This window comes from Streptomyces sp. NPDC026515 (assembly GCF_055567595.1).
In genome coordinates this window covers 258272-283050 of record NZ_JBVHQD010000009.1, presented here as the reverse complement: position 1 = coordinate 283050, position 24779 = coordinate 258272, and the positions used below count along the sequence as shown (strand labels likewise).

The 24779-nt window shown below is 70.9% G+C and carries 21 protein-coding genes and 2 pseudogenes; 10 read left to right on the top strand and 13 right to left on the bottom strand.

Annotated elements, in window-relative coordinates; all coding sequences use genetic code 11:
• Positions 1-93 precede the first annotated feature (93 nt).
• A complete protein-coding gene (locus tag ACZ4O3_RS21165; RefSeq protein WP_362718143.1) occupies positions 94-867 on the top strand; it encodes an IclR family transcriptional regulator in 774 nt (257 codons plus the stop codon).
• Complete coding sequence (locus ACZ4O3_RS21160; protein ID WP_362718146.1) at positions 864-1724, top strand: SMP-30/gluconolactonase/LRE family protein; 861 nt, start codon at positions 864-866, stop codon at positions 1722-1724. Before ACZ4O3_RS21165 ends, ACZ4O3_RS21160 begins: the two co-directional genes overlap by 4 nt.
• 64 nt (positions 1725-1788) lie before the next feature.
• On the opposite strand, the gene ACZ4O3_RS21155 is transcribed toward ACZ4O3_RS21160, so the two are convergent.
• The 3 genes from ACZ4O3_RS21155 to ACZ4O3_RS21145 are packed head-to-tail and all read right to left on the bottom strand — an operon-like array spanning position 1789 to position 5010.
• Positions 1789-3183, bottom strand: a complete 1395-nt coding sequence (locus tag ACZ4O3_RS21155) for an FAD-dependent oxidoreductase (protein WP_467723554.1) — start codon at positions 3181-3183, stop codon at positions 1789-1791.
• Positions 3176-4411, bottom strand: a complete 1236-nt coding sequence (locus ACZ4O3_RS21150; protein WP_362718152.1) for an MAB_1171c family putative transporter — start codon at positions 4409-4411, stop codon at positions 3176-3178. The genes ACZ4O3_RS21155 and ACZ4O3_RS21150 overlap by 8 nt, the downstream gene beginning before the upstream one ends.
• Entirely contained in the window at positions 4408-5010 is a 603-nt protein-coding gene (locus tag ACZ4O3_RS21145) for a toxin-antitoxin system, toxin component family protein (protein ID WP_362718155.1), read from the bottom strand. Before ACZ4O3_RS21145 ends, ACZ4O3_RS21150 begins: the two co-directional genes overlap by 4 nt.
• A 157-nt stretch (positions 5011-5167) precedes the next feature.
• Here ACZ4O3_RS21145 and ACZ4O3_RS21140 point away from each other — a divergent pair.
• Positions 5168-5464 (top strand): annotated as a pseudogene (locus tag ACZ4O3_RS21140) (alpha-L-arabinofuranosidase C-terminal domain-containing protein); the annotation flags it as partial.
• Between the two features lie 12 nt (positions 5465-5476).
• Here ACZ4O3_RS21140 and ACZ4O3_RS21135 read toward each other — a convergent pair.
• Entirely contained in the window at positions 5477-8491 is a 3015-nt protein-coding gene (locus ACZ4O3_RS21135) for a beta-galactosidase (RefSeq protein WP_467723552.1), read from the bottom strand.
• A gap of 73 nt (positions 8492-8564) precedes the next feature.
• On the opposite strand from ACZ4O3_RS21135, the gene ACZ4O3_RS21130 reads away from it, so the two are divergent.
• Positions 8565-9023: an RrF2 family transcriptional regulator gene (locus ACZ4O3_RS21130; protein ID WP_362729338.1), complete on the top strand. Its 459-nt coding sequence runs from the start codon at positions 8565-8567 to the stop codon at positions 9021-9023.
• A 228-nt stretch (positions 9024-9251) separates the two neighbouring features.
• On the top strand, positions 9252-9911 hold the full coding sequence (locus ACZ4O3_RS21125) for a DUF4360 domain-containing protein (protein WP_362729340.1): 660 nt from the start codon (positions 9252-9254) through the stop codon (positions 9909-9911).
• 114 nt (positions 9912-10025) lie between these two features.
• Here ACZ4O3_RS21125 and ACZ4O3_RS21120 read toward each other — a convergent pair whose 3' ends face one another.
• A complete protein-coding gene (locus ACZ4O3_RS21120) occupies positions 10026-10295 on the bottom strand; it encodes a hypothetical protein (RefSeq protein WP_467723549.1) in 270 nt (89 codons plus the stop codon).
• A 146-nt stretch (positions 10296-10441) separates the two neighbouring features.
• Between ACZ4O3_RS21120 and ACZ4O3_RS21115 the strand changes: the two genes are divergently transcribed.
• A complete protein-coding gene (locus tag ACZ4O3_RS21115; protein WP_467723547.1) occupies positions 10442-10585 on the top strand; it encodes a hypothetical protein in 144 nt (47 codons plus the stop codon).
• Between the two features lie 30 nt (positions 10586-10615).
• Here ACZ4O3_RS21115 and ACZ4O3_RS21110 read toward each other — a convergent pair whose 3' ends face one another.
• Entirely contained in the window at positions 10616-11599 is a 984-nt protein-coding gene (locus tag ACZ4O3_RS21110) for a GlxA family transcriptional regulator (protein WP_467723545.1), read from the bottom strand.
• 97 nt (positions 11600-11696) lie between these two features.
• On the opposite strand from ACZ4O3_RS21110, the gene ACZ4O3_RS21105 reads away from it, so the two are divergent.
• Positions 11697-12602, top strand: coding sequence for an aminoglycoside phosphotransferase family protein (locus ACZ4O3_RS21105; RefSeq protein WP_467723543.1), 906 nt, complete (start codon positions 11697-11699; stop codon positions 12600-12602).
• On the opposite strand, the gene ACZ4O3_RS21100 is transcribed toward ACZ4O3_RS21105, so the two are convergent.
• Positions 12583-12735 (bottom strand): DUF397 domain-containing protein, encoded by a 153-nt coding sequence (locus ACZ4O3_RS21100; protein ID WP_467723663.1) that lies wholly within the window; start codon positions 12733-12735, stop codon positions 12583-12585. The genes ACZ4O3_RS21105 and ACZ4O3_RS21100 overlap by 20 nt on opposite strands.
• Positions 12736-12758: 23 nt before the next feature.
• Positions 12759-13244: pseudogene (locus ACZ4O3_RS21095) on the bottom strand (DUF5753 domain-containing protein); the annotation flags it as partial.
• A 150-nt stretch (positions 13245-13394) separates the two neighbouring features.
• Between ACZ4O3_RS21095 and ACZ4O3_RS21090 the strand changes: the two are divergent.
• The 3 genes from ACZ4O3_RS21090 to ACZ4O3_RS21080 all read left to right on the top strand — a co-directional run bounded on the left by ACZ4O3_RS21090 (position 13395) and on the right by ACZ4O3_RS21080 (position 16946).
• A complete protein-coding gene (locus ACZ4O3_RS21090; RefSeq protein ID WP_362727173.1) occupies positions 13395-14621 on the top strand; it encodes an acyl-CoA dehydrogenase family protein in 1227 nt (408 codons plus the stop codon).
• Between the two features lie 5 nt (positions 14622-14626).
• Positions 14627-15859, top strand: a complete 1233-nt coding sequence (locus tag ACZ4O3_RS21085) for a CaiB/BaiF CoA transferase family protein (RefSeq protein ID WP_362727171.1) — start codon at positions 14627-14629, stop codon at positions 15857-15859.
• Positions 15860-16025: 166 nt separating this feature from the next.
• Complete coding sequence (locus ACZ4O3_RS21080) at positions 16026-16946, top strand: UTP--glucose-1-phosphate uridylyltransferase (protein WP_362727169.1); 921 nt, start codon at positions 16026-16028, stop codon at positions 16944-16946.
• A gap of 681 nt (positions 16947-17627) precedes the next feature.
• On the opposite strand, the gene ACZ4O3_RS21075 is transcribed toward ACZ4O3_RS21080, so the two are convergent.
• The 5 genes from ACZ4O3_RS21075 to chvE all read right to left on the bottom strand — a co-directional run bounded on the left by ACZ4O3_RS21075 (position 17628) and on the right by chvE (position 24727).
• Positions 17628-19289 (bottom strand): pyridoxal phosphate-dependent aminotransferase, encoded by a 1662-nt coding sequence (locus tag ACZ4O3_RS21075; RefSeq protein WP_467723542.1) that lies wholly within the window; start codon positions 19287-19289, stop codon positions 17628-17630.
• Between the two features lie 204 nt (positions 19290-19493).
• Complete coding sequence (locus ACZ4O3_RS21070; protein WP_362722739.1) at positions 19494-20648, bottom strand: aldose epimerase family protein; 1155 nt, start codon at positions 20646-20648, stop codon at positions 19494-19496.
• Between the two features lie 134 nt (positions 20649-20782).
• Positions 20783-22027 (bottom strand): multiple monosaccharide ABC transporter permease, encoded by a 1245-nt coding sequence (gene mmsB, locus ACZ4O3_RS21065; RefSeq protein ID WP_362722736.1) that lies wholly within the window; start codon positions 22025-22027, stop codon positions 20783-20785.
• Entirely contained in the window at positions 22024-23574 is a 1551-nt protein-coding gene (gene mmsA / locus ACZ4O3_RS21060; RefSeq protein ID WP_467723539.1) for a multiple monosaccharide ABC transporter ATP-binding protein, read from the bottom strand. The genes mmsB and mmsA overlap by 4 nt, the downstream gene beginning before the upstream one ends.
• Before the next feature lie 43 nt (positions 23575-23617).
• A complete protein-coding gene (gene chvE, locus ACZ4O3_RS21055) occupies positions 23618-24727 on the bottom strand; it encodes a multiple monosaccharide ABC transporter substrate-binding protein (protein WP_467723537.1) in 1110 nt (369 codons plus the stop codon).
• Positions 24728-24779 lie beyond the last annotated feature (52 nt).

Sequence of the window (24779 nt, the reverse complement as noted above, 5' to 3'; positions counted from 1 at the left end):
TGTGTTCGTCATGCCGATCGCCTGTTGATATCTCGAACGGCTCCCGCGGTTCCGACGATATCTGGCGCCTAGACCCAAGGGAGGGGGCCGGACGTGGGACGCCTCGTGCCTGCCGTGACCCGGGCTCTCGACATTCTTGAGCTCTTCCTCGACGGGGACGGGACTCTCTCCGCCCCCGACATAGTGCGCAGACTCCAGCTGCCGCGCACCACCGTGCACGAACTGGTCACCACGCTCTCCGCCCGGTCGTACATCGTGTCCGTACCCGGACAGCCCGGACGATACCGGCTCGGCGTCCGCCCGTACCAGCTCGGCAGCCGGTACGCCGAGCAGCTCGACCTCGCCGCCGAGGGCCAGCAGGTCGCCCGGTCCGTCGCCGAGACCTGCGACGAGACCGTGCACGTGGCGATCCTCGAAGGGACCGACGTCATCTACATCGCCAAGGTCGACTCCACGCACGCGGTCCGCATGGTCTCCGCCGCCGGCCGCCGGCTCCCCGCCCACTGCACCTCGGTCGGCAAGATGCTGCTGGCCTCGCTGCCGGAGCAGGAGCTGACCGCGCGCATCCCGGACGACGCCGACCTCGTCGCGATGACCCCGAACAGCATCACCGAGCCGGGGGTGCTGCGCGAGGCCCTCACCGGGATCCGCGCCCGGGGCATCGCCGTGGAGAGCCGGGAGTCCAACCCGGACGTCTCCTGTGTCGCCGCGCCCGTCCGCGACCGCACCGGCCAGGTGGTCGCGGCGCTGTCCATCTCGGTGCCGATGATCCGCTGGAGCGACGAGCGCCGGGTCGAGCTGGAACAGCTCGCGGCCAAGGGCGCCGCGGAACTCTCCGAGCGCCTCGGTCACCGGAGCGTGGCATGACGACGAACACGTACACGGCGTACGAGGTCGCGGTGGCCGCGGAGGCCACGCTGGGCGAGGGTCCGACGTGGGACGCGGCCACCGGCCGCCTCGTCTGGATCGACGTCCTGGGCGCGCGGATCCACACCTACGACCCGGTCACGGACCGTCGTACGGTCCGCACCGCCGAGCAGCACATCGGCGCGGTCAAGCCCCGCGCGAACGGCGGACTGGTCCTCAACCTCCGCGACGGGGTCGGTCTCCTCGACCCCGACGACACGTTCCGCTGGCTGCACCGCGAGCCGGTCGCCGGCCGCCGCGCCAACGACGCGGCGGTGGCGCCGGACGGCTCTCTGTGGGCGGGCACGATGCGCTACGACGAGAGGGTGGGCGGTGGCACGCTGTCCCGGGTGACCGGCGACGGCTCGGTGACCACGCTGCTGCCCGACGTCACGGTCAGCAACGGGACGGGCTGGAGCCCGGACGGCAGCCGCGTGTACTACGTCGACACGCCGACGTGCCGGGTGGACGTCTTCGACTACGACGGTGAACTCCCCTCCAACCGGCGTCCGTTGGTGACCATCGAGGAGGGGGCCGGTTATCCCGACGGGCTGACGGTCGACGCGGAGGGCTGTGTGTGGGTGGCGCTGTGGGGCGGGGGAGCGGTGCGCCGCTACACCCCTGACGGCGAGCTGGACCGGGTGATCAGCCTGCCGGCGACGCTGACGACGGCCTGTGCGTTCGGGGGCGCAGGCCTGACCGACCTGTACGTGACGACGGCTCGGGTGGGGCTGGACCGGCCGGATCCGACGTCGGGTTCCCTGCTGGTGATCCCGGGCGCGGGGAAGGGCGTGGCCCAGCCGGCGTTCCAGGGGTAGCGGCCGCCTCGACCGTCCGTTCGGCGCAGCCCCGCACCCCGTGCGGGGCGCGTCGCGCCCCCGGCTACTGGACCCCCGCCGCCTTCAGTTCGTCCGTGGTGAGCGGGGGCCGGGTCAGCTGGGGTCTTCGGGGGCCCAGCAGGGCGCCCAGCAGCACAGCCGGCGACAGGAGCACCTCCGCCCCTCGCTCCAGGGCCGTCACGTCCGTCACCCGGCGGGCGATCCGGCCGTTGCCGGTCGCCGTGTACAGGAGCCGGTCCACATAGGCGTGCGCCAGCCGGTCCCGCAGGTTCGGTCCGTTCTCCGTCGCGCCGGGGTAGAACACGTCGGCCCCCGTGGACAGTTCCCAGGCCGCCCGGGCCGGCCGGCTCACCGCCTTCTGGAGGGACCGGGCGAGCCCGGGGGAGCCCCAGCCCTTGCGTCCGAGCACGTTCCGTACGGCGAGAGCCCCCTGCGCGGCCACCGACATCCCGTGCCCGTACACCGGGTTGAGCGCGCACACCGCGTCGCCGAGGACCACCAGGTTCTCCGGCCAGGTCCGGGCCCGTTCGTAGAAGTGGCGCCGGTTGGCGGTCGTGCGGGTCATCGACACGTCGGTCAACGGCTCCGCGTTCGCGAGGAGTTCGGCGATGACGGGGTGGGCCAGTTCGTCCCGGGCGTAACGCAGGAAGTCGTCGGTGCCGGCGCCCGGTTCGCCGCCGCGGCTGCCGTAGAGGGTGACCAGCCAGCGGCCGTTCTCGATCGGCATCAGGACACCGCCGCGCCCGGGGCGGCGGCCCCGCGGGCTCGCCTGGACGGTGACGATCGGGAAGCCGGTGCGCACCGCCTCCGCCGGGGCCCGGAACATCCGGCTGGCGTAGGCGATACCGGAGTCGACCTCACGGATCTCGGTCGCCGGGCCGCCGAGCCGGGCCAGCCAGGCGGGCGCCCGGGAGCCGCGGCCGGTCGCGTCGACGACCAGGCCGGCGGTGCGCACGTGCTCCGCGCCGGAGTCGAGCGCCCGCAGCCGTACGCCCGTGACGGCGAGGTCCGAGCCGAGCAGGCCGACCGCCTCGGTCCCCGTCAGCAGTTCGATCCGGTCGTCGGCGAGGACCCGCTCGCGCACCACCCAGTCCAGCAGGTCCCGGCTGGCCGGCAGCACGAACGCCGACTCCGCCCAGCGCCGGTACCAGCCCCGTGGGGACAGCGCCACCATGTCGGTGGTCACCGGCACCCGCCGGACACCCGCCGTGAGCAGCTCTGCGATGGTGCCGGGCAGCAGTTCCTCCAGGGCGTGGGCGCCGCCGGACCACAGCTGGTGGACGTGCCGGGCCTGCGGGAGCCCCTTGCGCGGCTGTGGTCCGGTGGGCAGCGCGTCCCGTTCCACGACCACGACCCGGTCCGCGAAGGGGGCGAGCGCCCGGGCCGCGAGCAGGCCGGCGAGGGAGCCGCCGAGGACGACGGCGGTGCGGTCAGTCATGAAGGGCAACGCTCTCTGCTGGGGCGGCCGCACGTTCCCGTACCGCCTCGATCCGGTCGGGGTGACGCAGCGCCCGGGACACCGCCGCGATCTCCCGCAGGAGGTGGGTGGCGTCCGGGCCGCCGGCCGCGTCGGCGGGTTCGGGGGTACGGCCCCGGGTGGAGACGGCGTTCAGGATGCTGACCGCGGAGGCCAGGGCCCGGGCCCGCTCGGGCGGGTGGCCGAGGCCGAGCGCGGCGTCGTAGGAGCGCCGGTCGAGGTCGGCGTCGATGCGCCGGGTCAGGGGCAGCAGCACGTCGCGGATGAACGTCTCGCGCCGGGTCAGCCGCAGTTCGGGCGTGGCGCGCAGCACGAAGGGGACGCCGTCGCCGTGCACGGTCCGGGTCAGCTGGTACAGCGGCCGCAGCTCGTGGTGGGCGAGCCGGACCCGCCAGCGGTCGTGGAGGTACTGGCCGGCGTGCGGGAGGATGAAGCCGACGGCGATGTTGATCGCGGACAGGGCGGCGACCGGCGGGGCCAGGCTGGTGCTGAGCCAGTCCAGGTCCGAGCCGCACCAGCGGGCGGTGACCGCGACCAGCTTGCAGGCGTCGAAGATCAGGTTCAGGACGTAGCCGACGCCCAGCAGCTTCAGTCCCCAGCGCAGCCAGGCGTCCAGGCCCTCGGTGCGCACCCAGTTCCAGATCAGCCGTGAGGTGATGAGGCAGGCGACGCAGTGGGCGACGAGGTAGAGCAGGATCTCCTCGCGCATGAACGGGGTGGTGGCGTAGTAGGTGTCCAGGTCCCGGAGCCGTTCCACCGGGACGTCGGCGAGCGCGAACAGCAGCCACAGGGCGGTGATCACCGAGGAGTAGCCGGCGATGACCCAGCGCATCGCGCGCCGGGTGGCGGCCGAGCGGTCGGCCAGCCCGTTGCGCCAGGCGATGATCAGCAGCAGACAGGAGCCGCCGAACGCGGTGACGAGCGAGTAGCACCACGGCGCGGAGATGTTGGGGACGCCGGTCCACCGGTTGACGGTCGCGATCGTCGACGGCGTGCAGAACACGAACACCGCGCAGGCGAGCAGCAGCAGTCCGCCGACCGCGCGCAGCAGCGGGTCGCGCCACAGCCGGATGATGGTCGGAAGTTTGATCACCAGGGCGGTGGTCAGCACCGCGGTGGGGATCCAGAAGGAGATGTAGAGCTCGCCGAGGAGCCCGCCGGGGTTCGCCGCCGCCGAGGAGGTGGTCACCGAGCGGCTCCGCCGCGCCCGCGGTAGCCGAGGCTGCGCTGCACGGGGTCGGACGGCGAGCGGAGCGGATGCTCGACACAGGGCCGGAACGCGGTCGCCAGCCGGTGGCCGAAGTCGTCGGCCTCGGCCTCGTCGGCCGCCCGGGAGCCGTTGCGTGCGGCCACCGTCAGCGCCATGTCACGCCAGCCGGGCTGGCCGGCCAGCGCGCGGGCCGCCTCCGGGCCGACCCCGTGATGATGGCGGTGGCCGGTGTGCAGATGCCACAACTCATGTCCGAGGATGACCAGTTGCTGCACGGCCTCGGCCCGTTCCTCGACGATGACCAGGTCGAAGTCCTGGAACTCCATCCACAGGCCGGTGACCTCGATCTCGTCCGGGAACCGCTCGAACCGCAGCTCCACCGGCCGCCCGCCGCGCAGTGCGGTCATCTCCTCGCACAGGGCCCGGCACAGCTCGCCCGCGCCGGTGGGCTGCCGGCGCCGGGCGCGGACGGCGGCGGTGAGGTCGGCGGCGAGGTCGCGCATCCGCGCGCCCGGTCCGGAGCGCCGCAGCCTCGCGGCGATCCGGGTCCACCGGTGGCCCGCGCCGGCCAAGTCCATCGCTCCCCCTTCGCCCCGCCCACGGCGCTCACCGTGCGGCGTCGGCCGGTCCGAGATTACGCGTCCGGACGTGTTCGCGTCATGCGATCCGACGACGGTGGTTCATCCCGGAACGACCGCCGGCGCAGGAAAGTCCCGCCGGACCCATTGACGCGCAGGCGCTTCGAGCCTGTTGCACGCGACGGCGGTCCGGGCGGCGGACGGCACGGTGACCGTCTTCGCCGTCAACCGCGGCCGGACGGACGCCCTGCCCCTGGAAATCGCCCTGAGCGGCCTGGACCTGACGCAGGTCACCGAGCACAGCGTCCTGTCGGACCAGGACCCCGACGCCCGCAACACCCTGGAGGACCCGGACCGGGTAGCTCCTCACCAGGCCGACGGCACAACCCTGAAGGACGGCGTCCTCACCGCCGCTCTGGAACCGCTGTCCTGGAATGTGATCCGGCTGGGGTGAAGCGCCCCGCGGTCAACGGCCGGGGGAGGGAACCGTCTCCACGGGAACGCCTCCGGCCGCGCTCCCCAGCAGCTCCAGCCGCACGACCCCCGGCCCGAACTCACTGGTCCCGTCCGAAAGCACGGCCAGCGCCAGCGTGTTGGAGCCCCGGGTCCGCAGAATCCCGTTCGGCAGCACGAACGTGTGCTGCGGACCCACGTCGTTGATGTACTGCCCGAGGTTCCACCCGTTCAGGAAGATCTGCACCCGGTAGGCCCGCGCCGGATCGTCCTCCAGCACCAGCCCCACCGAGGCGTCGACCCCGTCCGGCACGGCCAGCTTGAAGCCGGTGCGGTACCAGGTGACGCCCATGCCCTTGTCCGCGCGCGGCAGTGCGGCCGGTTCCCAGCCGCCGTCCGCGAACCCGGGCAGATGCCAGCCCTGCCGCTCCCCGTAGAGCCCGCCGTTGTTCAGCGGCCCCCGTACCGGGTCCGGCGCGCTCTCGCCCTGGATCCGCCAGCTCACCTTCGGGGACGCCCCCTTGAAGGTCACGGCACTCAGGCCGCGGGCCGCCTTGTGGGTGTCCAGGGAGCGGCCGTCCATGTCGTGCTGCATCCGCCGCACCAGCACGGACAGCACGTGCTCGCGCTGTTCCTTCTTCTTCTCCCGCTCCTTGTCCTGCTGCTCCTTCTTCGGCCGGGCGACGGCGAACTCGGCCGTGGCCGCCCAACTGCCCTGCCGGACCGTCTTCGCGTCCGGCACCGGCATCCGGTGCGATCCGAGCGGTTTCCCGTCCAGCCAGGCCATCAGCATGCCCTGGGTGCCCGTGCTGTAGGCGAGGGAGACGGACTCCAGGTCCTGGAGGTCGCCGTCCACCCGGCCCCGGTACCAGACATCCCCGTAGTGGAAGCCGTAGTCGTCGGCGAACAGCACCGGCTGACCGGCCGGGACGGGCGTCGTGCTGAACGACGTCCTCTTGTCGGCCGCCGTCCACGACGAGTCGTCGAAGGCCGGCGCCGACTCGGGGTTCTCGGTCCTGCGGCGCCAGCCGGTGAGGACCGGCAGCGCCGGCTTCGGGGCGCCCGCCAGGTCCGACGTGGCGACCAGGCTCTGCGAGAGGCTCACCCGGGTCGGTACCCGCTGCCCGTTCCAGGTGACCGAGGAGATCCCGCGCGGCCCCCACACCTCCAGGCCGCTCGGGGCGACCGTGTCCCCGGTGAGCTGCACGGCCGACCCGTCGAGCCTGGCGTGCCGCAGCAGTGCCGGGCCGTAGACCAGCAGGGTGCCGGACGGGGTGTCGTAGGGGAAGAGCCGCAGTGAGGTCGCGTCGTCGGCGAAGAGCAGGAGCAGCGGCGTGTCGCTCTCGCCGCGCTGGACCAGGACCCGGGTGAGGCCGCCCTGGCCGAGCGGCGCGGTGACGTGCAGGATGTTCCGGTCGTAGACCCAGGCCGCTTCGGCGTCCAGGCGCTGGACGAAGGGTTCGCTCGGGCACTCCAGGACCAGGTGCGCCATCTCGCCGTACCGGCCGGTGAACAGGGCGATGTCCTGGCGGCCGGCGGTGAACACGGCCATCGGCTGGGCGGTGGCGTACCGCAGCCTGCGCTTGCCGAGGGAGAGCCCGGTGGTGATGAGCCGGGCGTCGTGGGCCGGGACGGTGACCTCGATGTCGTCGCCCCCGTCCGGCTCGCGGGTCTTCAGGGTGGACGTCACCTCGCTCGCCCCGTCGTTGCGGAGCACGTACACGTGCGCCTGGGTGTCCGGGTTGGTGAGGTGGTACGTCTTCAGCCCGTCCGCCTGGACGTCCGCCGCCCGCTCCAGCCTGGCGAAGTCCGGGACGCGCTGGAGGAGGTGGCCGAGCTGGTGCATCGGGGCGATCTTCGGCGTGACGTTGCGAGCCTCGTCGATGGCCGCCCCGTAGTCGTACGACGTGTAGACGACCGGCGCCGGCAGCCAGCCCCAGTTCGTGCCGCCGTAGGTCATGTAGACGTTGTGCAGCGTGATGCCGTTGGCGAGGTTGGTGAGGTAGAAGCGGCGTTCGTAGGCCGCGTCCCGGGTGCGCCGGGACTCGGCGTACCCCTTGCCGCCGAACTCGACCCCGCCCCACGGATCGAACCAGCCGCCCCCGTACTCCGGCACGAACCCGGGGGTACGGGGACTCGCGGTCGCGCCGCCCTTGAGGCCGCCGATCCCGAAGTGGCCCCAGTCCGGCGGGGTCTGGGTGGGGGACGGGTAACCGTCGAAGCCGTACAGCCACTTCCCGGTCTCTCCGCCGGTGTCGAAGGAACCGGGGATCCAGTAGCCGTTGCGGCCCTTGTCGTTGTGGAAGAGGGGGACGTCGATGCCGTCCGCCCGCACCTTCTTGTACAGGTGGGACATGTAGGCCGGGCCGGCCGGGTCGGCGACGTGGCCGTCGTACTCGTTCTCGATCTGGTAGAGCAGGACGCTGCCGCCGCCGTCCGTGTGCTGATGGCGGCGCACGATGCGGTTGACGGCCGTCAGCCACGCGTCGACGTGCCCGAGGTAGGTCGGGTCGGTGGTGCGGGCCGAGCCGTGCGTGGCGGTCAGCCAGCCGGGGAAGCCGCCGGCGTCGACCTCGGCGTTGATGTAGGGGCCGGGGCGCAGGATGACGTACAGCCCGGTCTCGGCAGCCGTGCGCAGGAACCGGTCCAGGTCGCGGACGCCGGTGAAGTCGAAGCGGCCGGGCGCGGGGGAGTGGAAGTTCCACGCCACGTAGATGCTGACGGCGTTGTAGCCGTGCGCCCGCATCTTCTCCAGCACGTCCCGCCACAGGGACGGGCTCGGGAGCCGGAAGGGATGCAGTTCACCGGACCACAGGACCAGTCTCCGGCCGTCGACGACGAGGGAGTACTGGTCGTGGCCGATCGCGTGCCGTCTGCCGTCGGCACGCGGCGGGGCCGGGGCCGGGCCGGTCGGCACCGTGCGTGCCGCGTAGGCGGCGGGCGCCCCGGGGCCGCCGCTGCCGCCCAGGGCGAAGCCGAGCGCGGTCGAGCCGGCGAGGGCACTGAAGGTACGTCTGCTGAGCGCCAAGGGATCCTCCCGGGCGATCTTACGGGGCGCGGGTGCGGCCATTCTCCACGGGAGGACGCCCCACAATGGACACATGAGGATCTCGGCACGAGCGGATTACGCGGTACGGGCGGTACTGGAGCTCGCCGTGCGGCAGGACGACGGCCCGGTGAAGGCGGAGGAGCTCGCCGGGGCGCAGGACATCCCGCACAAGTTCCTCGAGGGCATTCTGGGTGATCTCCGGCGTGGCGGGATCGTCGACAGCCGGCGAGGCGGGGGCGGTGGCTACCGGCTGGCCCGGGACGCGTCCGCGATCACCGTGGCGGACCTCATCCGGGCGGTGGACGGTCCGATCGTGTCGGTACGCGGCGAACGGCCCACGGGTCTGGCCTACACCGGCACAGCCCGGCCCCTGCTGCCGCTGTGGATCGCGCTGCGCGCGAACGTCCGCCGGATCCTCGAGGGGGTCACCGTGGCGGACATCGCGGCGGACGCCCTCCCGGAGCCGGTGCGCGCGCTGGCCGCGGAACCGGCGGCCTGGGAGAACCCGTAGGGGTGAGCCGAGCGGGGGCGGGGCTGTGAAATCCGGCGTTGTGAATGGCCGGAGTTCGCCCTGACCGCTCGGTGTGGGGGTTCCTACGATGCGAGCGCCTCGTTCTTCACAGGAAACTCACAGTTTCTTCAAAGGTGAACCATGTCGAACCTTGAGGAGCGTGCGGGTCCTGCGGGCCGAGGGTGCCACCCCCCACTCGATCACCGAACCGGAGAAACCATGAAACCCATGAGGCATGGACTCCTGCTCGGCGGAGCGCTCGCCGCGCTGCTCACCGCCGGGTTGCCTGCCCAGGCCACGGCCTCGTCGTCGCCCGTCTTCGACGACCCGCCGCCGGACAAGATCGTGATCAACGTCGCCACGGTGAACGGCTCCGGCTGTCCGCAGGGCACCACCGCCGTCGCCGTCTCCGAGGACAACGAGGCCTTCACCGTCACCTACAGCGAGTACCTCGCCCAGGCCGGCGGCAACTCCGACCCGACCGCCTTCCGGCGCAACTGCCAGCTCAACCTGGTCGTCCATGTACCGGGCGGCTTCACCTACGCCGTCGCCAGCGCCGACTACCGCGGCTTCGCCTCCCTCCAGCCGGGCGCCACCGGTACCCAGCGCGCCTCGTACTACTTCCAGGGCTCGTCCAGCACGGCCTCCGCGAACCACCCCTTCCGGGGCCCCTACGACGACAACTGGCAGGCCACCGACACCACCGACTGGGCCCAACTGGTCTGGGCGCCCTGCGGGGTCCAGCGCAACTTCAACATCAACACCGAGCTGCGGGTGACCGCCGGCAGCGCGAACCCCGGCAAGGTCAGCTTCATGACCATGGACTCGACCGACGGCGAGATCAGCACCGTCTACCACCTGGCCTGGAAGCAGTGCCCCGCCAAGTAGCCGGCGCCCGGCTCACTGGCTCCCCGGGCGGGCCGGGCCCGGTCCGCCCGACTCCCGTCAGGATGGGTGTGACCTCGGTCGCCGTGACCTGTTCCAGGGCCCGGACGGGCTCGCTCAGGAAGAGGTAGAGGCGAACCGCACCCGTGGATGGCGGCTGAGCCGCCGGCCGGTCTCCTCCAGGCCGCCGGGGGCCACCGCCGTCCACGGCAGCGCCTCGGTTCGGATGCCCGGCCCCAGTCGGCGGGCGCCTGCTCCGCCCAGGCCGGTGACCGCTCCCACGCGATCTACGACGCGTACGCCGCCCGGCTTCCGCACACCCCCCGCGCAGATCTTCACCGCGACCGGCACGGACACGCTCTTCGGCAACGGTTCGCCGGAGATCACCGGCCACCGTGCGGCCGGCGGCGACGCGACCCACGTCCACCGGTTCGGCCACCGCCCGGCCGGGCACCCGCACTCCCTCGGCGCCGCGCACTGCGCCGAACCGTCCTTCCTCTTCGACACGTTCGGCGCCTACCCGGCACGGTCCGATGCTCGGTGCCGTCGGGGACGCCCAGCGTGCCCTGGGACACGAGTCCGCCACCGCGGTCGCCGAGTTCGGTCGTACCGGACCGGTGCACGACTGGCTGCCCTGCGCACCCGGAACCCCGGACCGCATCCGCCACTTCGGCTGAGCGCCGGCCGTGGGACGCCACGCGCGGTGGTCAGCCCCGGGCCGCGGCCGTCTCCCGGAACGTGTTCCGGTACGCCTGCGGGGACACCCCGATCGCCGCGTGCAGGTGCTGCCGCAGGGACGTGCCGGTGGCGAAGCCGACCTCCGCGGCGATGCGGTCGATCGCCAGGTCGCTGGTCTCCAGCAGGTGGCGGGCCCGGTGCACCCGCTGCTGGATCAGCCAGCGGCCGGGGCTGACGCCGGTCTCGTCCTGGAAGCGGCGGGCGAAGGTGCGCCGGCTCATCCGGGCGTGGTCCGCAAGCTCCCGCAGGGCCAGCGGCCGTTCCAGGTTCTCCAGGGCCCAGGCCCGGGTGGCCGCGGTCCCGGTGGCGCTCTCGTCCGGCACCGGCTGCTCGATGTACTGCGCCTGGCCGCCGTCCCGCCACGGCGGTACGACGCACTGCCGGGCCACGCTGTTGGCGACCGCGCTGCCGTGGTCGGAGCGGACGAGGTGCAGGCAGACGTCGACACCGGAGGCGGCGCCCGCGGAGGTCAGTACGTCACCGTCGTCGATGAACAGCACATCGGGGTCGAGGGCGACCTGCGGGAACATCCGGCGGAACCGGGGCGCCAGCGCCCAGTGCGTGGTCGCGGGCCGGCCGTCCAGCAGCCCGGCCGCCGCGAGCGTGAACGCCCCCGTGCAGATGGAGACGATCCGGGCACCGGGCCTGATCCGTGCCAGCGCGGCGGCGACCGGAGCGGGCACCTCGTCCGTGATCCGCGTCATGTCGTACGGCGGTACGACCACGGTGTCCGCGCTCTCCAGGGCTTCCGGCCCGTGCCCGAGGGTGACCGTGAAGTCGGCGCTGGTCGCCACCGTACGGTCGTCGGTCGCCGCGCAGGTCACCACCTCGTAGGCGCCCGGTACGCACGGGAAGACCCGGTTCGGGATGCCCAGCTCGAAGGGGTAGACACCGTCGAGGGCGAGCACGACGACCCGGTGGGGCCGGGTCTTGAGGAAGTCGATCTCGGACATGGCACGATTCTATCGTCCGCCGCCCATGTGGCCACCGCTCGTCCCGCCCCGGAAAGGCGTTTGACGGCCGTCGGCGCCCGGTGATCCGATGCCGCACATGAGCACAGGTCAGCCGCATCCCGGGACGCCCCTCGTCGACGACGGCCTCGTACGGCGGCTGATCGCCGGGCAGTTCCCGCAGTGGGTGGGGCCGGCGGTGCGGCGGTGGCCGTCCGGCGGCACCGTCAACGCCATGTTCCGGCTCGGCGACGCCATGGTCGTGCGGCTGCCGCTGGCCGAGGGCGGGGACGGGGACGTGACGAGGGAGCGGGAGTGGCTGCCCCGTCTCGCACCCCATCTGCCCGTCCGCATCCCCGAGGTGCTCGGCGCCGGGGAGCCGGCCGAGGGGTGTCCGTGGCCGTGGTCGGTCTACCGGTGGCTGCCCGGCCGGCTTCCCGAACCGGACGCCCTGGCCGAGCCCGTACTGCTCGCCGAGGACCTGGCCGCGTTCGTGACCGCGATGCGGAGCATCCCGCTGCCGGACGCCCCGCCGGCCCACCGGGGCGGGCCGCTCTCCTCGCTCGACGCGGACACCCGGGCGGCGATCGCGGAACTGCGCCGCATCCCGCAGGAGGGCGTCGACTGCGACGCGGCGGCCGCCGTGTGGGAGGAGGCGCTGCGGGCCCCGGACGCCGACGGGCCGCCGGTGTGGCTGCACGCCGACCTGATGCCGGGCAACCTGCTGATCGACGACGACGGCAGGCTCGCCTCCGTCATCGACTTCGGGTGCGCGGGGGTGGGCGACCCGGCCTGCGACCTGTTCCCGGCGTGGAACCTGCTGCCGCCCGAGGGCAGGCAGGCGTTCCGCGAGGCACTGGCCGTGGACGACGCGACGTGGCTCCGCGGCCGGGCCCGGACCCTCTCCCAGGCCCTGATCGCGCTGCCGTACTACCGCACGACGAACCCGGCCATGGCCCGCAACGCCCGGCACGTGATCCGGGCGGTCACTTCCCCGCGTACGTGACGAAGCCGGCCCAGGCGGCGGGGGAGTGGGTGAGGTGGGTGCCGGCCGTGTTCTTCGAGTCGCGGATGTGGATGGTGCTGGGGCGGACGGCGACCTCGACGCAGTCGCCACCGCCGCTGTAACTGCTCTTGATCCAGGCCGGCTCGGTGGTCTTCGTAAGTCCCCTCGCATTCGCTGCAACAGGCTCCAGGAGTCTTCCAGCGCAAGAGCCTGTGAGCGCATCCTGGCATAGCGCCGTTGGAGGATGCTGATCTCTTTCGGGTCGGAGACGAGCAGGCCGCCTCGCTGCCCCTCGCGGTAGGCGGACCACTTGTTCTCGATCGTCTCCAGGAGCTGCATAGGGCCCGCGAGTCCGGCGTGTGACTCCTGCACCGTCGGCATGATCTGGATCTCGGCATTGCGCAGCTCCGCGATCTTCAAGACGTGGGCGACGAGTTCGCGTGTGATGTCGGAGCCGCCGGTTCGCCGGCGGAACAGGTGCTCCTCCAGGACGAAGCCGAACGTCGCGTTCGGCATGTTCCTCAGCAACCGCTGCCGTTCGGCCCGAGCCGCCCATCGTGCCTCGACCTGCTCGTCATCCAACGGTGGCAACTGCCCCCCGAACAGGGTCCGCGCGTACGCCTCGGTCTGCAGCGGACCGGGCTCGCCGGGGCGGGTACGGAGAGGGCCATTGGGGTCGTTCGCCGCGACGAGAGTATCCCCCGGACGGCGGGGGCTCGCGGGAATCGCCGCGGGATCCGGGTGTAATCACGCCAGGCCGATTCCCGAATTCCTGCCGGAGGAAGATTTCCCATGGGTGCCAACCCGTCGCTCCCGAAGCCGTCCGGTCCCTACCTGGGGAAAGGGCGGTTGCCCGCGGATTTCTATTCCTACGAGGAACTGCTGGCGGACGGTGACCGGGAGAAGATCGAGCGCGTCCGCGCATTCCTCGACGCACAGGCGGCCCCGATCGTCGACGACTACTGGGCCCGGGCCGAGTTCCCCTTTCAACTGGTCGAGGGATTCGGCGGACTCGGGCTCGCGAACTGGGCGGACCCGGACTCCACGGAAGCCAGGCCGAGCAATCTCCTCTCGGGATTCGTCGCGCTGGAATTCGGGCATGCCGACGCGTCCCTGGCGACCTTCACCGGTGTCCACACGGGGCTGGCCATCGGCTCGATCCTCGGCTGCGGCTCCGAGGAGCAGAAGCGGCGGTGGCTGCCCGCGATGAGCCGCTTCGAGAAGATCGGGGCCTTCGCGCTGACCGAACCGCACGGCGGCTCGGACGTGGCCGGCGGCCTGAGGACGACCGCGCGCCGCGACGGCGACGCATGGGTCCTCGACGGGGCCAAGCGGTGGATCGGCAACGCGACCTTCGCCGACCTGGTCGTCGTCTGGGCACGGGACACCGAGACCAACCATGTGCTGGGATTCGTCGTGGAGAAGGACACCCCCGGGTTCACCGCGACGAAGATCGAGAACAAGATGGCGCTGCGGATCGTGCAGAACGCCGACATCGTGCTGGAGGGCTGCCGCGTCCCGGAGGCCAACCGGCTGCAGAACGCGAACTCGTTCAAGGACACCGCGGGCATCCTGCGCCAGACGCGCAGCGGGGTGGCCTGGCAGGCCGTGGGGGTGATGTTCGGCGCCTACGAGATCGCGCTGCAGTACGCGAAGGAACGCGAGCAGTTCGGACGCCCGATCGGAGGCTTCCAGCTCGTCCAGGACCTGCTGGTGAAGATGCTCGGCAACGCCACGGCCTCGTGCGGGATGGTGGTGCGGCTGGCCCAGTTGCAGGACGCCGGGATCTTCAAGGACGAGCACTCCGCGCTGGCGAAGGCGTACTGCACCGTGCGGATGCGGGAGAGCGTCGGCTGGGCCCGGGAGCTGCTGGCCGGCAACGGCATCGTCCTCGACTACAAGGTCGGCCGCTTCGTCGCCGACGCCGAGGCCCTGTACTCCTACGAGGGCACCCGGGAGATCCAGACCCTGATCGTGGGACGCGCCGTCACCGACGGCCTGAGCGCCTTTGTGAAGTGATGACGATGACCACCGAATCCGTTTTCAGCGGCCTGAAGGTCCTCGACGCGTCCTCGTTCATCGCGGCGCCCGCCGCGGCGACCATGCTCTCCGACTTCGGGGCCGACGTCATCAAGATCGAGCCCCCGGGGACGGGCGATCCGCAGCGGCGGCTGAGTGCCTTGCCGCCCAGCCCGCAGGCGCAGGCGAACTACGGCTGGCACCTGGCCAACCGCAACAAGCGGGGCATGGCGCTGGACCTGAAGTCGCCGGCGGCCGTCGAGGTCCTCAAGCGGCTCGTCGAGTGGGCGGACGTGGTGATCACCAACTTCCCGCACGGTACGCGCGAGAAGCTGCACCTCGGCTACGAGGAGGTCGCGGGCTGGAACCCGGGGGTCGTCTACGCCGACCTCACCGGCTTCGGGGACGCGGGTGCCGACGCCCGGCAGCCGGGGTTCGACCTGACGGCGTTCTGGTCGCGCAGCGGTCTGCTGGCCTCCACCCGGGACGCCGGCGCCCCGCCGACCGTACCGGTCTGGGGCAGCGGCGACTACACGACGGCTATCGCCGTCTACGGGGCGATCACGACCGCCCTCTACCACCGCGAACGGACCGGACAGGGGGCCGACGTCGGGACGTCACTGCTCGCCACCGGCGTCTGGGCCACGGGGACACTGGTGGCCGGCGCCCTCGCCCACGGCACCCCCTTCGAACCGCACGACCGCAAGGCCCCGGCGAACGCCCTGATCAACCCCTACCGGACCGCGGACGGCGAGTGGTTCATGCTGGTCGCCTCGCCCACCCGCTGGCAGGGACTGACCCGGGCCGTCGGACACCCCGAACTCCTGGAGGACCCCCGGTTCGCCGACCTGGAGGGCATGGTCCGGCACGCCGACGCGCTGGCCGAGCTGCTCGACACCGAGTTCCGCTCGCGGCCCTTCGGCCACTGGAAGGAAGCGCTGGGCCGGGAACGCATCACCTACAGCCTCATCCAGACGCCGGAGGAGGCCGCGCGGGACCCGCAGCTGCGCGACAACGACATCGTCGTCCCGCTGGAAGGAGTCAGCGGGCTGCCGGAGACCGTCAGCAGCCCGGTCACCCTGCGAGGGATGCCGAAGGTGCCGGCGAAACGGGCGCCGGAGCTGGGCGAGCACAACGACGAGATCCTCGCCGGACTCGGGTTCGGACCCGACGAGATCGCCGGACTGCGCGCCCGGGGAGCGGTCCCCGGCGGGACGGAAGCGGAGCCGCCGCGATGAGCGCGGCGCCGCGGGAGGCCGGGGGCCGGGACGGCCGGCCCCCTTCACCTCGACTTCGCCTCGAAATCCTCTGGACGAAGGACTCCGTCCGGTCGGAGTTTCCCAGGTGGGACAGGGCCCGTTGGTAGCGTCGGCCTACCCCGTGCCACCGACCGAGAGAGACCTGATGCCCCCGACGATCCGCAGGGCCGTGATCCCCGCCGCCGGACTCGGTTCCCGTCTGCTGCCGCTGACGAAGGCCACGCCGAAGGAGATGCTTCCGGTCGGCGACAAACCGGTGATCGAACACACCGTGCGGGAGCTGGTGGACTCCGGCATCACCGACATCACCATCGTCGTCTCGGGTGGCAAGAGCCTGATCCAGGACCACTTCCGGCCGAACCCCGGGCTCGTGGAGCAGCTGCGCGCCGACGGCAAGACCGCGTACGCGGACGCCGTCGAGGAGGTCGCCGAGCTGGCCCGCCGCGGCCACATCACCTACCTCGACCAGTACGGCCCGTACGGCAACGGCACGCCCGTGCTGAACGCGGCCCGCTCCTTCGGCGACGAGCCCGTCCTGGTGCTCTGGCCGGACGACGTGTTCGTCGCCGACGTCCCCCGCTCCCAGCAGCTGATCCGCGCCTACGAGCAGACCGGCTGTCCGGTGCTGGCCCTGCTGCCGATGGACCCCGCCGACTCCCAGCGCTACGGCGTGCCCATCGTCAAGGAGGACCTCGGCGACGGCCAACTGCGCATCACCGGGCTGGTGGAGAAGCCCGCGCCGGCCGACGCGCCGTCCCCGTACGCGGCCATCGGCGGTTACGTCATCACCCCCGGCATCATCGACGAACTGCGTGAACAGACCCGCCGCTGGTACGAGCACCGCACCGGCGAGGTCTACCTGACCGACGCCATCAACGCCTACGCCGCCAGCCGGGCCGTGTACGGGCAGGTCATCCAGGGCCGCTGGTACGACACCGGCAACCCGGCCGACTACCTCGTCGCCCAGATGGCCTTCGCGCTCGCCCACCCCGAGTACGGTCCCGTCGTGCGCGGCCTGGTCCGCGGGCTCGACGAGGAGTCGGAGGGCAAGCCGGATACGGTATGATCGTCTCACAGCTGGTCGCCACAGAAACCGGTGGCTGGTGCTGCGTTGGTGGTCCAAGGAAAGACGTCCCGCTTCCTGCGGGGAAATGCAGGTGCAAGGCCTGCCCGGCGCTCCATTCGGTGCCCGTCCGCATGATGCGGACGGGCACCGTGCGTTTGCCCCCGTCCACAACTCTGCTGCTCAATTCCTGTTGTTCAGGCGGTCAGCCGGTGGTTGCGCCGTTCGAGGGTGAGGGTGCGGGTGCGGCTGGTGTTCCCGGCGGGGCGGAGATCGCCGACAGAGCCGCGGCCTTGGGCTTGAGCGGGATCACCCCGGACACGAGAACACCGCCGCATCCCGTGAAGCGACGGTCACACTCGCATCGTTCCCGCTCTGGGCGAGATCCGAGGGAAGGCGGATCCTAGTAGCGGAACTGCTGGATCTGGGCGTCGCCCGGTCCGAACGTCCAGCCGGTTCGGGTCGACGGGTCGAGCTGGGTGGCGTTCTCCGGGCGGCCGGGAACGCGAGGAGCCCCACTACCGACGCCTGCTGGAGGAGGCGGGCTTCACGCAGGTGGCCTGCCACGAACTCCCTCTGGACGCCTCGCTGTCGCACGCCGTGCGGGTCAGAGCTGCGCGGTTCGTCCCCCGCAGGCCGGCGCGAACGGCCACGACGGTGCGGCAGTCGGCCACGCACCGGTGCCTACCCGGCCTGTCCCATTCCCGCCGCGTTGGGCCAGCTCTGCGCGTTGGGCCACCCCGTGGCCGGCGCCGGGGCCAGCTCGGGCGCCGGGGGCGCGGGTGCCGTCATCCCCCGTACCTGCGCCGCGGTCAGCCCGCCCCGCGCCGGCACCCCGGTCGGGGTGGGCCCGACCGGAGCGGGCTGCGGCGGGGCCTGCACGGGCATCTGCATCGGAGTCTGCATCGGGGGCTGCACGGGCGGCGCCTGCAGGGGCGCCTGCATCTGGGCCACCATCGGCTGAGGCTGCTGCATGACGGGCGCTGCCGCCGGCATCGGCATCCCGGCCGGCGGACCGGCGACGGGGAGCGGCATGCCGACACCGGCGGCGGGAGCGGCGGCGAGACTCGGCCCCGTGGCCGACGCCGCGGCGAGACCCGGAACGGGCCCCGCACCGACGGCCTGGGCGAGCTGAATGCCCGCCCCGTTGGTCTCGCTCACCAGCCGGTCAACCGCCGCCGTACCCGAGCTGTAGCTGGTCCCATTGCCCAGCTCGGGCACGGCGGCTCCCCTCCTGGACCCGTAGAGCACCTGCTCCATGGCGGACACCAGGCGACGCACGTCCACCTCGGGGCGCACCACGAGCCTCAGGAAGCGACTGGACGAACCGATCTTGTTGCCGCACTCGCGGACCAGGATGCGGTGCTCGGTGAGCATGCGGTCCCGGACCACCGTGCCCTCGGCACCGACGGGCAGCCGTACGAACAGGAAGTTGCCCTGCGAGGGGTAGACGGTCAGACCCGGCAGGACGGAGAGCTGGCTGGCCATCTCCAGCCGGTCCTTGCGGACCTGGAGCAGGCTCTGCGCGTACTCGGCGCCGTGCTCCTTGAGCATGAAGACGACGTACTCGGCGAACGCGTTGAGGTTCCACTTGGGCAGCATCGAGCGGACCTTGCCGGCCAGCGACGGGTTGGCGACCATGTAGCCGAACCGGATGCCGTGCAGACCGAAGTTCTTGCCGAGGCTGCGCAGCACGATGACGTTCGGCCGCAGCATCGCCTCCTGGACGACGCTGGGCTCGGCCTCGGCGTCGGCGAACTCCAGGAAGGACTCGTCGATGACGATCAGGTCCAGGTCGGCCATGGCGTCCATGAACTGCACCAGGGCCTGCTTGTGCAGGAAGCCGCCGTCGGGGTTGTTGGGATTGCAGATGACGGCGACCCGGGTGCCCCGCTTGCGGATGAACTCGGCGTACTGCGCGAGGTCCAGGGCGAAGCCGCCCGACTCCTGGAGCGGGAACATGTCGACGCGCTTGCCGGTCTCCATCGGCTGGTCGGTCCAGCGGCCGAAGGTGGGGACGGGGACGGCGAGGGACTCACGGACCAGCAGGTGGTCGATCCAGGTGATCAGCTCGGTGGAGCCGTTGCCCATGGCCACGGCCTGCGGCGGGAGCTGGAGGAGCTGGCAGAGCTCGGCGGTGATGGTGTCGGCGCTGCTCGGGTAGAACGTGATGATGTCCTTCAGTCTGGACGCCATCGTTTCCATCATCGCCGGGGTGGGGAAGTACGGATTGCAGGGAATGCAGAAATCGACGGGACCAGCCCCCTCGCCTCCCTCGCGGGTCAGCGCCGCCATCGACGGGCTGTGCGCGCCGCTGCGGAACAACGAGGTGACGTTGCCTGCCATTGAACCTCCGTATGAGGCGGGCCCGGTGGGGACGACCGGGCCCGTCGTCTGGGTGGCCCGCGCGGGGGAGCACGGGCCGTCCTTGAGTACGGAGTCACGCGTGGCGTTGTTCAGCGGATGTGAAAGAAATGTGACTTACCGTTTCTGCTCGGGATTCCGCCGCGCGGGCGCGACCAGCCCCTTACCGGCCGCGCCCGCGCCGCCTCAGGCTCCGAACGAATGAACCGTCCGTGACCTGTAGGTCTGCCCCGGCCGCAGCACCGTCGAGGGGAAGCGCGCCTGGTTCGGCGAGTCGGGGAAGTGCTGGGTCTCCAGGCACAGTCCGTCACCCTGCCGGTAGGTGCGGCCGGAGGTGCCGGTGAGGGTGCCGTCGAGGAAGTTGCCCGAGTAGAACTGCAGGCCCGGCTGGTCCGTGGCGATCTTCAGGGTGCGTCCGGAGCGCGGGTCGCGCAGGGTGGCGATGTGCTCCGGCTCGGCGGTGACGCCCTTGTCGAGGACCCAGTTGTGGTCGAAGCCCTTGGCCTGCACCTGCTGGGGGTGACCCGCGCGGATGTCCCGGCCGACCGGCTTGCCCTTGCGGAAGTCGAAGGGAGTGCCGGAGACCCTGGCCAGTTCGCCCGTCGGGATCAGACCCGAGTCGGTGGGGGTGTAGCGGCCGGCGGCGATCGTCAGCTCGTGGTCCTCGACCGTGCCCGTGCCCTCACCGGCGAGGTTCCAGTAGGTGTGGTTGGTGAGGTTGACCACGGTCGGCTTGTCGGTGGTGGCCGTGTAGTCGATGATCCAGTCACCGTGCCGGTCGAGGGTGAAGGTGACCTTCGTCCTGAGGGTGCCCGGGTAGCCCATCTCGCCGTCGACGCTGGTGTAGTGGAGGTGCAGGCCGACGTCGGAGCCCGAGGTGAAGCCCTCGATGTCCCAGACCTTCGTGTTGAAGCCCTTGGCACCGCCGTGCAGGCTGTTGACGCCGTCGTTGACGGAGAGCTGGTAGCTCTTGCCGTCGAGGGTGAACTGCCCCTTGGCGATCCGGTTCCCGTACCGGCCGATGGTCGCGCCGAAGAAGGTGGTTCCGGCGACGTACGCGGCCAGGTCGTCGTAACCGAGCGACACGTTGGCGTACTTGCCGTGCCGGTCCGGGATCTCCAGGGACTGGATGATGCCGCCGTAGGAGAGGACCTTGAGACGGGTGCCGCCGTTCTCCAGGGACCAGCGGTGGACCCTGGTGCCGTCGGCGAGCTTCCCGAAGAGTTCCTTCACCGGCTTCCGGCCTCCCGAGGAGGCCTCGGCGGTGCCCGTGCCGAGGGTGGTGGCGGCGATCCCCGCCGCCGCGGCTCCCGCGATGACCGTGCGTCTGTTCAGTTCCATCTAGCGGCTCCTTGAGAAGAGAGTTGAAAGGCGCCCGCTGGATCCCGCGCCCCGAAGGGGTGCGGGGAACCGCGCGACCGGCCCCCGCCGGCCCGCGCTTTCTGTACGGCCTTCCAGCGGAGCGCCTGCGCTGACTACGAACCGGACTTGCGCTTGTTCCACACGTCGAATCCGACGGCCGCGAGCAGGGCGAGGCCCTTGATGACCTGTTGCCAGTCGGTGCCGACGCTGAGGAGGTTCATGCCGTTGTTCAGCACACCGAGGACGAGACCGCCGATGATGGCACCGAGGATGGTGCCGACACCGCCGCTCATGGAGGCGCCGCCGATGAACGAGGAGGCGATCGCCTCCAGTTCGAAGCCGTCGCCCGCCTTCGGCGAGGCCGCGTTCAGCCGGGCCGCTACCACCAGACCGGCCAGGGCCGCGAGCACGCCCATGTTCAGGAAGACGTAGAAGGTGACCTTCTTGTCCTTGACGCCGGACAGCTTGGCCGCCGGCAGGTTGCCGCCGATCGCGTAGATGTGCCGCCCGAAGACCGCGTTGCGCATGACGTAGCCGTAGCCGACGACCAGCGCGCCCAGGACGATCAGGACGATCGGGGCGCCCTTGTAGCTGGCGAGCAGCATGGTCAGGACGAGGATCGCGGCGATCAGCGCGGTCAGCTTGAGCAGGAACAGCCGGGTGGGCGGCACGTCCAGGGCGAACTCCTGCTGGCGGCGGCGGTCGCGGAACTCCTGCCAGACCACGGCGGCGATCAGCACGATGCCCAGCAGCAGCGTGATGTTGTGGTAGTTGGTGTGCGGGCCCACCTCGGGGAGGAAGCCGTTGCCCAGGTTCTGCAGGCCGTTCGGGAACGGGCCGATGGTCTGGCCCTGGAGCAGGATCTCGGTGAGACCGCGGAAGAGCAGCATCCCGGCGAGGGTGACGATGAACGACGGTATGCCGAAGTAGGCGATCAGCACGCCCTGGGCGGCGCCCGCGAAGGCGCCCATCACCAGGCACAGGACCAGCGCCACCGGCCAGGGCACGCCGTGATCGACCGTCAGCACGGCGGCGAAGGCGCCCACGAACGCAGTCAGCGATCCGACCGACAGGTCGATGTGCCCGGCGATGATCACCATCATCATGCCGATGGCCAGGATCAGGATGTAGCTGTTCTGCAGCACCAGGTTGGAGACGTTGCGCGGCAGCAGCAGGTCCCCGTCGGTCCACACGGCGAACAGGGCGACGATCAGGCCGAGCGCGATCAGCATGCCGTACTGGCGCATGTTGCGGCGCAGCCCGTCCAGGACCATCCGGAGCAGGTTCCCGTCGGCGGCCGATCCGCTCCTGCCCGGCGGCGCGGGCGCCGGGCTCTTGGCGGTGACATCCGTGCTCATCGCGTTACCTCTTTGTCCTTCGTCATATGGCGCATCAGCACTTCCTGCGTGGCCTCGGCCCTGGGCACCTCACCGGTCAGACGGCCCGCGGCCATGGTGTAGATGCGGTCGCACATGCCGAGCAGCTCGGGCAGCTCGGAGGAGATGAAGACGACCGCCTTGCCCTGGGCGGCGAGCTGGTCGATGACCGTGTAGATCTCGTACTTGGCGCCCACGTCGATGCCGCGGGTCGGCTCGTCCAGGATCAGCACGTCAGGACCCGCGAAGATCCACTTGCTGAGGACGACCTTCTGCTGGTTGCCGCCCGACAGCTTGCCCACCGGCTCGAACACCGTGGGCGCCTTGATGTTCATGGAGGTGCGGTAGCCCTCGGAGACCTGCCGCTCCTCGTGCTCGTCCACGATCCCGCGCCGGGCGACCTTGTTCAGCGCGGTCAGCGAGATGTTGCGGTTGATGGTGTCGATGAGGTTGAGGCCGTAGTGCTTGCGGTCCTCGGTGACGTAGGCGATGCCGTGGCCGACCGCCTCGGCGACCGACTTGGTACGGATCTCCGTGCCGTCCTTGAGGACCGTGCCGCCGTCGTAGCGGCCGTAGGTCCGTCCGAAGACGCTCATCGCGAGTTCGGTGCGGCCGGCGCCCATCAGGCCGGCGATACCGACGATCTCGCCGCGCCGGACGTGGACCGACACGTCGTCGACGACCTTGCGATCCTGGTCGATCGGGTGCCGCACGGTCCAGTCGCGGATCTCCAGGGCCGGTGCCGCGTCCTCTTCGCCCTCGTAGGGGGTGCGCTCGGGGAAGCGGTGGTCGAGGTCGCGGCCGACCATGCCGGAGATGATCCGCTCCTCGGTGGTCTCCGCCGACTTCACGTCGAGGGTCTCGACGGAGTGACCGTCACGGATGATCGTCACCGAGTCGGCGACCCGGCGGATCTCGTTGAGCTTGTGCGAGATGATGATCGAGGTGATGCCCTGGTTCTTCAGCTCCAGGATCAGGTCGAGGAGTTTGCCGCTGTCCTCGTCGTTCAGAGCCGCGGTCGGCTCGTCGAGGATGAGCAGCTTCACCTTCTTCGAGAGCGCCTTCGCGATCTCCACCAGCTGCTGCTTGCCCACGCCGATGTCGGTGACGCGGGTCTCCGGGTGGTCGTCCAGACCCACCCGGCGCAGCAGTCGGGTGGCGTGCCGCAGGGTCTCGCGCCAGTCGATGAACCCGCCCTTGGCGTGTTCGTTGCCGAGGAAGATGTTCTCCGCCAGCGAGAGGTACGGCGACAGCGCCAGCTCCTGGTGGATGATCACGATGCCGCGCTGCTCGCTCGCCCGGATGTCACCGAACGCGCAGGGCTCGCCCTCGAAGAGGATCTCGCCCTCGTAACTGCCGTGCGGATGGACGCCGGAGAGGACCTTCATCAGGGTCGACTTGCCGGCGCCGTTCTCCCCGCAGATGGCGTGGACCTCGCCCTGGCGGACGGTCAGAGTGACGTCCGACAGTGCCTTGACGCCGGGAAAGGTCTTGACGATCGAGCGCATTTCCAGGACGGGTCCCGCCATGGTCTGCCTTCCAATCAGTGCTTGACGGTCGGGGGTCGGCGGATTACTTGAGCTGGGCGTCGGTGTAGTAGCCGCCCTTGACCAGGACGTCCTCGTAGTTGGACTTGTCGACGCTCACCGGCTGGAGCAGGAAGGCGGGGACGACCTTGGACCCGTTGTCGTAGGTCTTGGTGTCGTTCGTCTGCGGGGTCTTCTTGTTCAGCGCGTCGTCGACCATCGTTGCCGCGACCTCGGCGAGCTTCCGGAGGTCCTTGTAGACGGTCTGGGTCTGCTGCCCCGCGATGATCGACTTGACGGACGCCAGCTCGGCGTCCTGGCCGGTGATGACAGGAAGCGGCTGGCTGCCCGACCCGTAGCCGTCGGACTTCAGGGCGGCGAGGACGCCGATCGAGATGCCGTCGTAGGGCGAGAGCACCGCGTCGACCTTGGCGGACTTGTAGGAGGAGGTGAGGATGTCCTCCATGCGCGACTGCGCGGTCGCGCCGTCCCAGCGCAGGGTGGTGACCTTGTTCAGCGCGGTCTGGCCGGACTTGACCACCAGCTGCTTCTTGTCGATGTACGGCTGGAGCACGCTCATCGCGCCGTTGAAGAAGTACTTGGTGTTGTTGTCGTCGTTCGAGCCCGCGAACAGCTCGATGTTGAACGGGCCCTTCTTGCCGCTGTCCAGACCCAGCTTGTGCACGATGTACGTGCCCTGCTCGACGCCGACCTTCTCGTTGTCGAAGGACGCGTAGTAGTCGACGTTCTTGGTGCCGAGGATCAGCCGGTCGTAGGCGATGACCGGGATCTTGGCGTCCGCGGCCTCCTGGAGCACGTTGTTCAGGGACTTGTTGTCGATCGCCGCGATGACCAGGCCCTTGACGCCCTGCGTGATCAGGTTCTCGATCTGCGAGACCTGGTTGTCCGGGTTGTCCTCGCCGAAGACCAGCTTGGTCTTGTAGCCCTTGGCCTCGATGTCCTTGACAAGGTTGTTGCCGTCGTTGATCCAGCGCTCGGACGACTTGGTCGGCATCGCGATGCCGATCGTGCCGCCCTTGGCGCTGCCGTTGTCCTCCTTGCTGCCGCCTTCGCTGTTCTGCCCGCAGGCGGACAGGGTCAGGGCGAGGGAGGCGGCCCCGGCTATGAGGGTGAGGGCGCTTCTACGAGTACGCATGGTGATCGGTCCCTGTTCTTCTCGTCGTTGAGAGGTTGAAGCGCCCCGAAGG

Bases quoted from the DNA above. Each gene is read 5' to 3' on its own strand.
- mmsB (WP_362722736.1), bottom strand. From the start codon at position 22,027: ATGAGCACGGATGTCACCGCCAAGAGCCCGGCGCCCGCGCCGCCGGGC.
- ACZ4O3_RS21155 (WP_467723554.1), bottom strand. From the start codon at position 3,183: ATGACTGACCGCACCGCCGTCGTCCTCGGCGGCTCCCTCGCCGGCCTG.
- ACZ4O3_RS21125 (WP_362729340.1), top strand. From the start codon at position 9,252: ATGAGGCATGGACTCCTGCTCGGCGGAGCGCTCGCCGCGCTGCTCACC.
- ACZ4O3_RS21145 (WP_362718155.1), bottom strand. From the start codon at position 5,010: ATGGACTTGGCCGGCGCGGGCCACCGGTGGACCCGGATCGCCGCGAGG.
- ACZ4O3_RS21075 (WP_467723542.1), bottom strand. From the start codon at position 19,289: ATGGCAGGCAACGTCACCTCGTTGTTCCGCAGCGGCGCGCACAGCCCG.
- ACZ4O3_RS21110 (WP_467723545.1), bottom strand. From the start codon at position 11,599: ATGTCCGAGATCGACTTCCTCAAGACCCGGCCCCACCGGGTCGTCGTG.
- ACZ4O3_RS21130 (WP_362729338.1), top strand. From the start codon at position 8,565: ATGAGGATCTCGGCACGAGCGGATTACGCGGTACGGGCGGTACTGGAG.
- ACZ4O3_RS21115 (WP_467723547.1), top strand. From the start codon at position 10,442: ATGCTCGGTGCCGTCGGGGACGCCCAGCGTGCCCTGGGACACGAGTCC.
- mmsA (WP_467723539.1), bottom strand. From the start codon at position 23,574: ATGGCGGGACCCGTCCTGGAAATGCGCTCGATCGTCAAGACCTTTCCC.
- ACZ4O3_RS21080 (WP_362727169.1), top strand. From the start codon at position 16,026: ATGCCCCCGACGATCCGCAGGGCCGTGATCCCCGCCGCCGGACTCGGT.
- chvE (WP_467723537.1), bottom strand. From the start codon at position 24,727: ATGCGTACTCGTAGAAGCGCCCTCACCCTCATAGCCGGGGCCGCCTCC.
- ACZ4O3_RS21070 (WP_362722739.1), bottom strand. From the start codon at position 20,648: ATGGAACTGAACAGACGCACGGTCATCGCGGGAGCCGCGGCGGCGGGG.
- ACZ4O3_RS21105 (WP_467723543.1), top strand. From the start codon at position 11,697: ATGAGCACAGGTCAGCCGCATCCCGGGACGCCCCTCGTCGACGACGGC.
- ACZ4O3_RS21090 (WP_362727173.1), top strand. From the start codon at position 13,395: ATGGGTGCCAACCCGTCGCTCCCGAAGCCGTCCGGTCCCTACCTGGGG.
- ACZ4O3_RS21160 (WP_362718146.1), top strand. From the start codon at position 864: ATGACGACGAACACGTACACGGCGTACGAGGTCGCGGTGGCCGCGGAG.
- ACZ4O3_RS21085 (WP_362727171.1), top strand. From the start codon at position 14,627: ATGACCACCGAATCCGTTTTCAGCGGCCTGAAGGTCCTCGACGCGTCC.